This window comes from [Phormidium] sp. LEGE 05292 (assembly GCF_015207735.1).
Classification (GTDB): Bacteria; Cyanobacteriota; Cyanobacteriia; order Cyanobacteriales; family Aerosakkonemataceae; genus Floridanema.
The window spans coordinates 1-12,676 of record NZ_JADEWG010000167.1 but is presented as its reverse complement, the minus strand read 5'-3'; the positions used below and the strand labels follow the sequence as shown (position 1 = coordinate 12,676).

The following is a 12,676-nucleotide window of genomic DNA, read 5'->3' as shown; positions in this document are numbered from 1 at the left end:
TTTCGTCAGCTTGGGGATAGAGAGCAACGAGAGTTAATGAGCAATAAAAATTTAGCTTGGCGAGGGAAATAGTGCCGGGAATAAAAGCCGTTAATTTCTCTGTTTCTTCCAGATAAGATAACTCTGGCGGCTGACTGTATAGATAGAGAATATGAATTTTAAAAATTTGGTAGAAGCAGATGGCTGCAAGGGTTTGTTCAGTTTGGCAAGTTGCCAAAAAAGCTATTTCATCGATTTCTTCTGTGGCAAAACAATATTTATCCTGAGTCAATCCAAGCAAATTTTGGATGATAATCTTAGCTGTTAAAATACAATTTTTAGCCCAATTATTTTGAGTTTTACGAGCAAATTCTAAAGTTACAGAAGCTTCTTGTAAAAGGGATTCTAAATTTTTGCCTTGATAAATAAGGTTGTATAAGTTATAGGTATAAGTATATCCAGTAACTTGTAAATCGCCAACTTGCAGCCCAGCATCAACTCCTTCAGCATTGATATTTTCACAAAGCTTGATATGCCTCAACCAAGGGGAAATTAAATTAGCGTGAGCTTGGGTTACAACTACTTTGGAAGCTAAATCTTTATACTTATCCGTTAGCTTTATCCCAAGGGAACTGTATTCATAGCCCGATCTGTAATCCTGTAAGACATGAGCCATAATAAATGCTATGAAGCTATAGATCGTTGCTGATATAGGTGTATGACCGTATTTGAGATTGATATTGACAGCTTTAACTGCGATGACGTTCATCAATATTGGATTTACAGCCCAAGCCGTTGGGAAAATCCGAGAAAGGATTTTTAAAGCCGCCCTTTTCTCTGGTATTTCCATTTCTGGGCTGTTATATAGAGAACTAATTTCTCGAGTTCCTAAATTTTTTCTGTACTCCGTTATTTCGCTATCGAAGGCAACTTGAAAGTTGTCTGTATGTAGTTCGCTTCCCAAAAGCTTGAGAGCAGTCATACCAATCTCAATTCCTTCTTTATATTTTCCTAATAATGTATATTGATTAATCCGCAAATAGTAAAATTCTGCCAGATCGACTGCCGATTTTGCTTGCTGTAATGACTGTTCGATTAAATCCTGAAAGCGATCGAAATTTCCATTCAGATACTCGACTTCTGCGAGTTGTTTGTAAAGGTCGATCGCCATCGCGTAACGCTCTTGCCAAATATCTCCCGGAAATACATCATTAGCAAGAATTAGATACTCTCTGGATGCTGCATAAGCAGTTGCTTCTTTGGCTTTTTTCCCAGCGCGTAAATTTAAGTCTGCCAGTTCGATTTTTTCGCGATCGCTCTCTAGCAATCCTCGACCTTTATTGAGATGATCGACTAAGGTAAATAGGTTTTCTCCTAACTCTGCTTTACCGAGTTTTTTCAGCAATAACCTGCCGATTTGAAGATGGACGGACTGTTTGCGATCGTCATCAATCAAAGCATAAGCTGCTTGTTGCACGCGATCGTGTTGAAACTTATATTCTTCGACAATCAATGCAGATTCGATAGGTGCTTTTGAAGCAGTAATTTCTAAGGATGAAGTTGGCTGAATCAAGCCTAATTGAATGGCTGGCAAGAGATTTTGAAAAGTTTTATGAGCAGAGCTTTTGCCAATTTTGCAGAGAGTTTTAATATCGAAGCGATTGCCAATGCAAGCAGCTAGATATAATGCTTTTTGAGTTGGTTTTTGCAGTTTTCTCAGTTTATCCAGCATCAAGTCAACTACATTGTCTGTGATGCCTAAAGCTTCAATTTGAGCAATATCCCAATGCCAACATTTCTGAGCGCGAGCGAAACTGAGTAAATTTTCTTGATAAAGAGTTTTGAGGAATTCATTAATGAAAAAAGGATTGCCAGATGTTTTTCGAGCGACTAATTCTGCTAGCGGTTGAACGCTTTCTGGTTCCTGGTGAAGCGCATCGGCAATCAGTTGTACTATTTCTGAAAGTTGCAGAGGAGTGAGGATAATTGTATTAACGATCGCGCCTTGTTCTTGCAAGCGATCGCGCATTTTGATTAAGGGGTGATTCAGATCGACTTCGCGATCGCGATAAGCACCAATGCACATTAGATATCCTAAATCGCGAAGGTGCTCCGCACCCGCGGAGCTAACGTTCATCATCACTTCCAGCAACTTTAAGGTTGCGGAATCAGCCCATTGCAAATCGTCGAGAAAAATAACTAACGGGTGTTCTTTCTGACAAAAAACTCGCAGGAAATTTAGGAAAACACTATTAAATCGATTTTGCCTTTCTGTGGCTTCTAGAAGCTGCATGGGAGGCTGAGAACCGATAATTTGTTCGATTTCGGGAATCAGATCGATTATTACCTGTCCGTTGGCTCCCAAAGCAGCCAGAAGTTTTTCTCGCCACCGAGCTAATTGAGCGTCACTTTCCGTCAGCAGTTGTTGAACTAAAGACTTAAATGCAGATGCGATCGCCGAATAGGGAATATTGCGTTGAAACTGATCGAATTTACCGGAAATAAAATAGCCGCGTTGCTGGGTAATTGGTTTGTAAAGTTCTTGGATCAGGACTGATTTACCGATACCAGCATAACCCCCTACCAGCACCATTTCCGTCGCTCTTTCGCCAGTCCCTTCCGCAATTCTTTGAAAGGTGGAAAGTAACGTTTCTATTTCCACTTCTCGTCCGTAAAGTTTTTGCCCAATTGCGAAGCGATCGGAAATATCGTCACGACCGAGAGGAAAATTTAAAATTTTGCTGTTTTGCTGTAATTGATGCAAACATTCTTCTAAATCTGCTTTTAGCCCCAAGGCACTTTGATAACGATCTTCCGCATTCTTCGCCATCAATTTCATCACGATATCTGAAATAACCTGTGGTATTTCTTCACTTTTGACTTTTGACTTTTGACTTTTGACTTGATTTGGCTGTTTGGCAATATGACAGTGAACTAATTCTAATGGCTCTTCGGTTTCAAACGGCAGTTTTTGGGTGAGTAATCGATAAAAAGTTGCACCGAGAGAGTAAAAATCCGTGCGGCGATCGAGGGAGCGATTCATTCTGCCAGTTTGCTCCGGGGACATATAAGCTAATGTCCCTTCTAAAAGATGGGGATTTTTAATAGTTGGATTTTCGCGGGTAAATTTTGTAGAAATGCCAAAGTCAATAATTTTGATTTGTCCGGTTTGGGGATTGTAAACAATATTAGAAGGGTTAATATCTTTATGAATAATATGTGCAGCATGAATTTCGCCAAGTGCGCCTGCAATCTGAATGGCAATCGAGAGAAATTCTGCCAGCAAGAATGTTTGGGATTGTAATAAAACATCGAGGGATTGTCCGCCAAAATCTTCTAATACCATCGCCAGGGTATTTTTATAGGGCAATAATTTGTATGCTTTTATTGCGCCATCGATTTGGAGGGATTTGGTAATTTCGTATTCTTGTTTGTATCGAGTTAATTCGGCGGGATTTGGATAATCTTCCTTGAGAATTTTTAGAATAACGGGATGATGGCGAGATTTATGGACAGCCCGATACACCAATGAATTAGCGCTTTCGTAAATCTTGGAGAGAATCTGGTAGTTGTCCATTTCACTCATTCCTGAATTCAGTTCAAGCCATAAAAACGAGTCGGGTTATCCCAAACAATTTTACGCACAATTTCCTGTGAAAGTTGCGATTCGAGCGCCACTACTTCTGTAACAATATTTGGCTTATGATCCATGTGAGGATAGTCAGAGCCAAAGATTAAGTTATCCGAACCGATCGCATCAATCAGTTGGGGTAAATAGGATTCTGAAGGTTCGATCGCAATAAAGCACTGGCGGCGAAAGTATTCGGATGGCTTCATTTTGACACGATCTGCTACTTCCCATTGCAAATCTTCATATTCGCGATCGAGCCGCCACAGCCAGTAGGGAAGCCAGCCGCAGCCAGACTCCAGCAATCCTACTTTCAGCTTGGGATGACGCTCTAAGACACCGCCTTCGATTAAAGATAACAGTGCCATCATTTGTTCCATCGGATGAGAGCAAGCATGGAGTGCAAAACGAGTTTGAAAGCGATCGCTTCCAGCAGTAGGCGATCGGCTGTGAGTTCCTTCATGCAGGCTAACCGCAATTTCCAACTCTTCACACGCACTCCAAAAAGGCTCGTAAGCGCGATCACTTAACAACCTTCCTTTTACAGGATTAGGACGTAAAAAAACTGCTTTCCAGCCAAAATCAGCTATTCGTTGCAATTCCGATACCATTTCTTCTGGCGCGTGGGGATTGACAACTCCTACCCCTCGCAAAATTTCCGGGTTGTAGCTGCAAAAATCCCGCATCCAATTATTATAAGCACGAACAAACGCACCAGCTAATTGAGGAGCCATGTTGTCTACAGCAATAATCCATGAAAAATACGTGGGATAAATAAACGCGATATCAACCCCCATCTGGTACATTGCTTGGACGTGAGATTCCGGATCGAAATTATTCAGCCACGATCGAGGATGAGATGCGATCGTTTGCTTACCTGCTTCCCAACGCAGGCGATCTGAATCGAGATTGACGATCGATTCACCTTTAATTTTTAGATCCGCAGATAAGGCGAAACTTTTAAATGCAGGTTCGAGATAATCTAACCACATTTGGTGTGGTTCGTAAACGTGAGAATCGGCATCAATAATGCGGTATCCGTTGAGCATGGTAGGTAGTTGGGGGTGGCAAATTAATTAGTGTAGGGGCGAAGCATTTGGGCGATAACTTCTGTAACTTACTAAAGATGTTTGTATCCAAATGCTTCGCCCTGCCTTAGCGCCAGATTGTAGATACAGGTTATCTGTGAGGGAGGGCGAAGCATTCGGACAGAAAATCTTGGGTTTGTGTAATAAATTGTCGCCCGAATGCTTCGCCCCTACTTGTTTCTGTTCATCTGTTGTAAAAAACCTCTTAAAATTACTCTCGCAAACACCATCACAGCCAAACAGGTATCGGATTCAACATCTCTTCCGTCATCGCTTTTTTTACCCAACCCAATTGCACCGGAACCTCATAAAGTCGTCCTGGTGCTAGTCGTTTCCAAAAATGACGCATTCCCGGAACGATTACCTTTACTACTCTCAACCCAATATCGGGACGAGTTTGATCGAGAACTAACATTTCCATTCCTTTTTGTTCGACAATTTGCTGACAAAGCTTGATATCGTCTAGCAAATCTTCATTATTGACGCGAGGATAATCAGAATATAGTTTGGCAGGGATTTGCGATGACGGAACTAAATAAGGTTGATTCTCCAAAGTAGCAGTTTTCCACCAATTGATAACGGGCGGATCGGCAGAATCAGCATATTGAGTTGTACCATCAGCATTAGCTGTTAAGACAGGTGGAAGCAGTTGATTGACTTCCGTAAGCGCTCTTTGCACTGCTAATTTAGGATCGAAGTGAGCGCCGAAACCTAAGATAATATCTTCTACTTGACGATCGCACCTGCGACTGATCGCAGCGAAAGCAGGAATATTCAGATCGCTGGTAATATCGAGTACCCAAATTTCGCGATTAATTGAGCGGTAATAATTTATCAAATCTTGAAAATACGGCTCATCAAAACTTTCTAAATCTACCTTTGGTCTGGCAATCCGATTGTACCACCACAGGGCAACGCTATCTCGCTCTACCAATTCCATAAAGCCCTGTAAAATAGCTTCTTCCAGCGTATTACCTGCCGCACAACCGTTAGTATCTGCCCAACAATCGGGTTGCGGTGATTGATGATAGCCGAAATAACAATATGCTGTTGGTAGATACTTGAATTCTCGGTGAGTCAAAGACCAAATTGGTGTCCAGTCGATTGCTCGCGTTTCGTCAAATGGTTCGGGTACGTGCTGGAAAAAGCTGCCACATTTGGCATTCCATTCTATTCTGTTTTCGTATTGATTATGGCTAAAGTTCATGCAAGAGTTGGGATGAATTGCTTTATCTCTGAATTGCTGATAACTACTTTTAATTTTGTATTCATCTCCCTGAAAAACACCAGAGTAGCGTTCGATCGCTTCGCAAAAAGCACTTGCTTTTGCTTGAGCATCTGTTCTTCCTTTCCCCGCGCTTCTGCCTCCTAAATTCTGTTGTAATAATCTAACTTCATCAAACGTGGAAGCAAAATGATGCTTGGCAAAATAAATAGGAGTTAAACCATTAGAATTGCGGGATAATTTTCCCAACTCTCGCACAACTCCCGTGATGGGGCTAATATGATGTTTGTATCGCTCAAAGGTTTCTTTTGGAGAAACGCAACGATGTCCGCCATCAGCGATAAACTTTTTTTTGCGGCTACCAATTACTACAGGTAAAGGCTTTTGATGTTCTGGTTTAAGAATGCCGCAACAATTACATTGAGGGCGTTTAATTAATGGGTGCTTTCTCGTTTCCGATGTTAGCGTGTCATGGGTAATTAGCATTCCTTCCAAAGATTTATTTTCTCCTTGGATAATCCATTTCAGGAGTTCCGTTGCTGCCATTGTCAGGGCAGTTTGTTGGGTTGATGGCAAATCAGCTAGTGGTGGTGTTAGTGGAAGTGGAGATAAAGTATTTCTGCGTCTTTGGATAAACTTTTCGATCGGTCGGTTGCCTTGTAAGCGTTGAGACAAACATTCCCAGCAACCTGTTTGGGGAGTATGAAAAATCGGCCCGATCCAGAGCGCTGTTCCGATCGGTTTAACCAACATCCAAGGACGCGATCGCATTTGATTTTCTCGATTAATTTCTGCCAGTTCTGGACGCAAATAATCGTCAGTTAAAACAATTTCAAAATTTGCATCTTCAGCTACTTGAATATGTAAGGAATTAAGAATACTAATAAAATCCGAAGCAGATAACGATCCTAAAGCTTTGACTATAACTTTAGTTTCTTGCAAGCGATGATAAGCATCTTTAATATTGACATTCAAATGTTCGACAAATACAATTATATTCTCAGGTAAAATTGTCTCATTTTCAATGAGATAGCCGTTATGCTCCAGTTCCATCAAGGCATAGTAAATATATGCTGCTGGTAATTCTTCCTGAAGGCGATCGACAATTTCATCAACGGTGCGATTTCCGTCGAGTAAAGGGCAGATAGATTGGTAAATGCGATCGCTCAAAAAAGTTGAGCCATTTTCAGATAAAAGAAATATCCCCTCTCCCACAATCGTCTCAACGCGAAATTGAGCCTTAAACCTCGGTCTTTTTAACATATTTAACTAAACTTGTTCGACTAACCTGGAATCTAGATCCCCGACTTCTTGAAGAAGTCGGGGATCTGAACCACCCTCTCCCTCTTATGCAATCTCAAATTGGCAATGTTTTAGGTGAAGCTAACAGGAATATAAGCAGAAGGCGGCAGATAATCAGTAGTACCTTCGCCATCTTCGTTTTTACCTTGCATCCAATTTTTCAATTGATCCTCTGTAACGGTAGCTTTACCAAATGCCGGACAGGGCGGATAAGCAAGATAGATTACATATTCCACAGGTTCAACATACTTCAAATCATCTTTACTATACTTTTCAATGATCTTTTTGAGTTCTTTTTTCTCAGACAATAACATATCACGGACGCGGCCTGAAAAGCTATCAGTCACTATCTCAACATGAAACATTTGCATAAATGGCTCATGGCTTAAGCTGTCAGGTTTTTTAGGCTTTTTAGTATTTTCCTCTTTCTCAGAATCTTTTTCTTTTTTGGTAAGTTTTCCGTAAACGTCAGGTAAAGTCAGGTCGATTTTTTGTGAAATACACTCGTCAATATCTGAATTTTTACCTATCAAGAGTTTTTTGATTTTAAGACTCGTCGCGTAGGCAAGTGGCTTTGCATCTTTGTCTCCATAACTACTGACTGCATAGCGATACCGAGCTTGGTCTTGCAGGATTTTGATAAAAAACTCCTTCAATTCTTGTTCCTCTTCCTCCTTTTTTTGATCGCCTTTATATGCTAAATGGTTACTCCAAGACCAGGCAACAAATTGAGACCATTGTTTTACTCCCCTCTGCATATTACGGAACTCATCTCTAAGTCCATCAGGCAATTGTTTGTCGTCCATTTTCAAATTACCTCAAATTAATTAGAAAAATCATCAATTAGCTTTGATAGGAATCTACTGGCTAAATTCAGCATTATCCATCAAGAAACTAAAGTCTGCACAGTTTTTCGGATCGCCATTTAACTGACAAATATTATCTTTTATCGGCAGATGTGCAGAAGTATGACAGACTATGCAAGAAACTCCTTGAGCATAGGGTTCTAAAGCAACATTTGTCAATGGTTTTCTACCTTCACTATCTGGCATAATTTTTCTGAGACGAATTGTTTCGCCCTCAGCAAAGTTACTGTAAGGATTATCTGGATCTTCTAGCCACTGAGTGCCGATTAATTGATAATACTGCCACACGGATGATTCATCGATCTCTCTGAGACTATTTTGGTATTTCTTGTTTAGGTTTGTAGCGAATTTACTTATTTTATTTGTTCGACAAATCTGAGATGGAATCTGATCCTTAACTGCGATTCCTTGACTTACTTCGATCGTAACTGCTTTAGGCTCGTTGTTGCTGATATCCCAAAGGTAAGGGGGTTTTACATAAGGCTCGTTTTCTTGGCAGTTTTTCGTGTTGCATTCATTGTTGTGCAGAGTGTAATCTTTAGTTTTTTGACCATCACAGGGTGACGCATTATCTATATGCTCGAAGGTAGACCAGATCCAACCTCGACTGCTAGTTTTGTGCATAATATGGAACCCAATTAATCCCAATTCAGCTTTTTCATTCAAGATTTCACCTTTCTTACTAACTATCTTGCGTTTAGTGGTATAGTATCGAGCTTTTTCTTGTTCGTTATTTCGCTCATCAAATACTCGCCAAGCTGCTTTAATTTCAATTGCACCCTCAGCTTCATTAGTATTGCAATATTTCCCTTTTTCTCCCGTGCTACAGACAAGTTGAAATAACTTTTCCGAATCTGAGTTTTGCCGCCATAAAGATACTAAGTTAGTGGCATCATACCATTTATTTTCAACTATTTGGTTAAATTCAACCGGATTAAGGCGAATTTCATTAATAACGTAATTACCTTGCCGATCCACTAAAGGAATTTTGTTTGCTGCATCAATACTACTCAGTGATATGTTTACTTCTTTTCCATCAATTGTCAGTTCTGATTCTAATTCTCCATCAGCATCCAACAAATCTTTTCTACTGGCTATTTTATACTCACCTGATTCCTTTGCTGTGACAAACTCTTCTGCCTCGGTTAGGCGTAAATTTTGGTTGTATTCTATTTCCGAGCCTGCGCGATCGTTCAAACACTGCTTGACTTCTGGTGGCTCTGATGGAGGTGGTGTTCCATTTGGTAGAAATACACTCTTGGGAGATCGATATAGTTCCCAACGACGAGGCGCTTCTGGAGCTTGCCCGATTATTTTCGGATACTTCCGATCTGATAGCGGATCGGTAGATTCTAATGGTTTTCCTTCACAATCAACTGGCCAGTTTAAAGCAATGAAAGTTTTCCAGGAAAAATCATTAATTTCTTGTTCTTGCACTGTTCTAGGATTTCCTGGAATGTTCTTCTCTTGCGAAGAATCTGGATTGTAGGGGATGTCCTTAAATGCTTCTGTTATTTTGATGGGAGGCTGAATTAGTTCTTGATTTTTGGCGATCGTATTCCCCAACGCGATCTCTCCACAAATAACAATAAAGGCTACGATCGCAATCGCAACCAATCGACGCCTGATGAATCTCATAAGGTTTCTGCACTTTTAGTTAAACTTTATTCAACTCGGATCGATCACCAGCCACAATCTTTCGCAAAAAATCTTATCAACTGCTACTTAAAACGATCGCCAAAATACTGCCTATACAACTCGCAACTTACAGTCGCCTGATTGCCTTGTAAATTTACTAATCCCATACTTTTCAACTTAAATGCCTCCACAAAATCCAACTCCACAGGCGTGCTACTCTTGACAACTCGCACGAAAGCTGCTATAAACTCTGGCTCCTGTTGTAGGTTCCACAGTTCTCGCTGTAAGCGATCGCCATAAATTCCCTCTGAAATAGAGGAGGTTTGCAACACTTGCTCTAGGGTGACTTCACCGCGCCCGATATAATAAAGCGCTACCCTTATTAAATAAGGATTGCCATTGACAAAAGCCGTCAGTTGCTGGGCATCTTCAGCCGACCAATCCAGTCCTTGCCGTTTCGCCAAATCCTGCACTTGCTCGCTGTTAAAAGGCGGTAGTTCGATCGGTAGCCCCACGTTAAAAGGCGATCTATTAGCACTCAGAGGAATATACATCTGGGCTGAGTGTACCACGACTAACCGAAGTTTTCGCCAAATTTCCCGATTTTTGGCTTCCTCGTGCCAAGTTCGTAACAGTCCGAAAAAGTCGCTCGCCAGGTTGGGATAGGGAAATAAGCGATCGATATCGTCTAAAGCTAATACAACAGGTTGAGTCATTGATGGTAGCAAATACTGCTCGAAGTACATTTTGCAACTAACCTGACTGCCAAAAAGCTCATCCCAATATTCCGCAATCTGATTGCTCAGTTGCAATCCCAAACCGACGTTGGCGCAGAACCAGCGTAAGAATTTATCTAAATCTTGAAAAATTTCTCTATCTGCTAACTGAAAATCTATAATAACCGTCTGATACTCTTGCTCGGTGGCTTTCTGGAGAATCCGCGCCATCAGGGAGGATTTTCCCATCCGTCTGGGAGCGAGTATGCGAATCAGCGCTCCCGGTTGCAAAATTGTCTTATAACATTCAGATTCAATTAAGTCGCGTTCCACGTAAAAGGGCGAATCCAGAGGAACTTGACCCCCCGGCAATTCCAACTCTATATCTTTTTCTGGTTTTGGTGGGGTATGGGATTCTTCAACCTCGTCATTCTCAGCAAACACCCAGGAATAATCACTTGGCGAAAGAATCAGATTAAAAGCGCTGAAACACTTTATGAGGGTATTGCGATCGACTCCCATTTTGCGTCCGTATATTTTCATCACGGTACTGATGGCTAACCGCGTGCGATCGCTCATTTGTTCCAAAGTATACCGAGTCCCGCTGTTTTCCTCAAATTCGGTTCGTGTTTTGGCAGCCTCTAGCTTCTGCAATCCTTCTAGAGTAAGGATTACACCGCGTTTGCGCTTGTCTTTATGTTGATGTGGTAACACTATCATGATGACGATAGATTTCGCAAGATAAGCAAAATTTTATCAAGTTAAGCAACTTAGCTGTTAGGGTTGACACTCTCACCGCACTGCACTACGCTGTGGCGGGAGATTCTTGTTTCATTGGACTTTGGACAAAAGAAAAGTCGCTTCGCAATATTATGACGCGAAGTATTCAGGGGGCGACAACAGGGCTAGAGAGGTTGCTGGCTCAGGGTTATAGCTCTCACACCTTGTTGATAAAATGATTTTTTATTGGGTGTATAATTAAGCATTTCCTCGACCCATAACTGGCAGGAGTAGAAAGCGATTAACCAGTTTTCCCCATAAAGACCGTTCGGTTGAGCAGGGGTCTTCTTATCGTTGCATTGCAAAGCCGACAGCAATTAAAAAATCCTCCCAAATCTATTGATGATTATTTAGAAACTTTATTGCAGCAAGGATTGAGTATTTCTCTGTCAATGCTGCGGGAAATTTATAATGAGTTTTAATACTTTATTGTTTAGTTGTGAGTAGAATAACTAAGGACTAATTGGCACTTTCTCAAAGGAAACAACTATGGCAGTAGCAGGAAAACTGGAACTTCCCATCAAAATCAATGACTTTCCCACCAATGTAGAAACGGTGGACAACGGGTGGAAAAAGTTTGAGGTTGATTGTGATGGTCGAATTGCTAGCATTACAGTTAAACCGAAAGTGTTTAAGAAGTTAGAAGAGGCACAAGCGAATTATCCGATGTGGGTGGCAGCGATCGCAGGGAAATTGGGTGACATAACTGATGAAGGATTTGTACTGAACGAGCCTAATATTCAAGTTTTTGAACGGAAGCCGAAAGCACCGAAAGAGCCAGTCGCTACACCATCTGCTGAATAATTATAGGCTGATGCTGGCTATAGCTTATGGAGCAGATGTGTTTTACTATAATATCCTTACTAAGCTAATAGCTAACCTTGTAAAACTTGGGGACAAAAATATTTAGGAGCTAACCGACTTTCTATATCAAACCTGTCAATGCCAAAGGCATTTCTGCGTCTTGTTTCTTCATTAACGCCGAGAGTAATTTGGGCTAACTCTTGTTGTGAAATTCCGTTTTGCAACGCCACACACAAAGTTTTAGCTGATGCTATCAACGCATCTGGGTGATTTCTGACGAAATTGATTAATTCTATTTTAGATATTTTCTCGTTAGCCACTACCTCAAATTCTGCTAAATATCGCTTTTCATTGGCCGTAAAGGTTGTTTGTGCTGTAGCTGGAAGAGTACCCAAGATGAGTGTGGCAATCAAGCTCAATGTTGCAACGTTCATTATTCTCGACTGAAATCTTATCGCTATAGTTTAGCAATGCCTTGAATTTCTCTGTTTAAACTCATAGCTTTCATTGACTTAACACATTTGGCTCTCCCGTACCTGTGGGGATAAGTAAATCTTATTTAAATAAACAAGCTAACAGCTTTTCTCGCAAAGATTCAAAGCTTTTAAAGCCATAGCTTTGTCGAATAATGAGCTTAATTCTATTATTAA

General features: G+C 40.9%; 8 protein-coding genes. 1 reads left to right on the top strand and 7 read right to left on the bottom strand.

What is annotated here, in order from left to right:
* From IQ264_RS27805 to IQ264_RS27780, 6 genes are all read right to left on the bottom strand, one after another.
* Positions 1–3,556: ATP-binding protein (locus IQ264_RS27805; protein WP_228061873.1), on the bottom strand; the 3,556-nt coding region annotated here is incomplete at its 3' end.
* Between the two features lie 17 nt (positions 3,557–3,573).
* Positions 3,574–4,656, bottom strand: a complete 1,083-nt coding sequence (locus IQ264_RS27800) for an amidohydrolase family protein (RefSeq protein ID WP_193985054.1) — start codon at positions 4,654–4,656, stop codon at positions 3,574–3,576.
* Between the two features lie 268 nt (positions 4,657–4,924).
* Positions 4,925–7,183: a TOMM precursor leader peptide-binding protein gene (locus tag IQ264_RS27795; protein WP_193985052.1), complete on the bottom strand. Its 2,259-nt coding sequence runs from the start codon at positions 7,181–7,183 to the stop codon at positions 4,925–4,927.
* A 110-nt stretch (positions 7,184–7,293) separates the two neighbouring features.
* A complete protein-coding gene (locus tag IQ264_RS27790; RefSeq protein ID WP_193985050.1) occupies positions 7,294–8,028 on the bottom strand; it encodes a hypothetical protein in 735 nt (244 codons plus the stop codon).
* Between the two features lie 54 nt (positions 8,029–8,082).
* Positions 8,083–9,726: a hypothetical protein gene (locus IQ264_RS27785; RefSeq protein ID WP_193985049.1), complete on the bottom strand. Its 1,644-nt coding sequence runs from the start codon at positions 9,724–9,726 to the stop codon at positions 8,083–8,085.
* 83 nt (positions 9,727–9,809) lie between these two features.
* Positions 9,810–11,162, bottom strand: coding sequence for an AAA-like domain-containing protein (locus IQ264_RS27780; protein ID WP_193985046.1), 1,353 nt, complete (start codon positions 11,160–11,162; stop codon positions 9,810–9,812).
* Positions 11,163–11,711: 549 nt separating this feature from the next.
* On the opposite strand from IQ264_RS27780, the gene IQ264_RS27775 reads away from it, so the two are divergent.
* Positions 11,712–12,026, top strand: coding sequence for a fertility inhibition FinO-like protein (locus IQ264_RS27775; protein WP_193985044.1), 315 nt, complete (start codon positions 11,712–11,714; stop codon positions 12,024–12,026).
* A 71-nt stretch (positions 12,027–12,097) separates the two neighbouring features.
* On the opposite strand, the gene IQ264_RS27770 is transcribed toward IQ264_RS27775, so the two are convergent.
* Complete coding sequence (locus tag IQ264_RS27770) at positions 12,098–12,460, bottom strand: hypothetical protein (protein WP_193985042.1); 363 nt, start codon at positions 12,458–12,460, stop codon at positions 12,098–12,100.
* Positions 12,461–12,676 lie beyond the last annotated feature (216 nt).

What these genes read in the sequence shown, in the direction of transcription:
- IQ264_RS27800 (WP_193985054.1), bottom strand. Translation starts at nt 4,656, where the DNA reads ATGCTCAACGGATACCGCATTATTGATGCCGATTCTCACGTTTACGAA.
- IQ264_RS27795 (WP_193985052.1), bottom strand. Translation starts at nt 7,183, where the DNA reads ATGTTAAAAAGACCGAGGTTTAAGGCTCAATTTCGCGTTGAGACGATT.
- IQ264_RS27790 (WP_193985050.1), bottom strand. Translation starts at nt 8,028, where the DNA reads ATGGACGACAAACAATTGCCTGATGGACTTAGAGATGAGTTCCGTAAT.
- IQ264_RS27785 (WP_193985049.1), bottom strand. Translation starts at nt 9,726, where the DNA reads ATGAGATTCATCAGGCGTCGATTGGTTGCGATTGCGATCGTAGCCTTT.
- IQ264_RS27780 (WP_193985046.1), bottom strand. Translation starts at nt 11,162, where the DNA reads ATGATAGTGTTACCACATCAACATAAAGACAAGCGCAAACGCGGTGTA.
- IQ264_RS27775 (WP_193985044.1), top strand. Translation starts at nt 11,712, where the DNA reads ATGGCAGTAGCAGGAAAACTGGAACTTCCCATCAAAATCAATGACTTT.
- IQ264_RS27770 (WP_193985042.1), bottom strand. Translation starts at nt 12,460, where the DNA reads ATGAACGTTGCAACATTGAGCTTGATTGCCACACTCATCTTGGGTACT.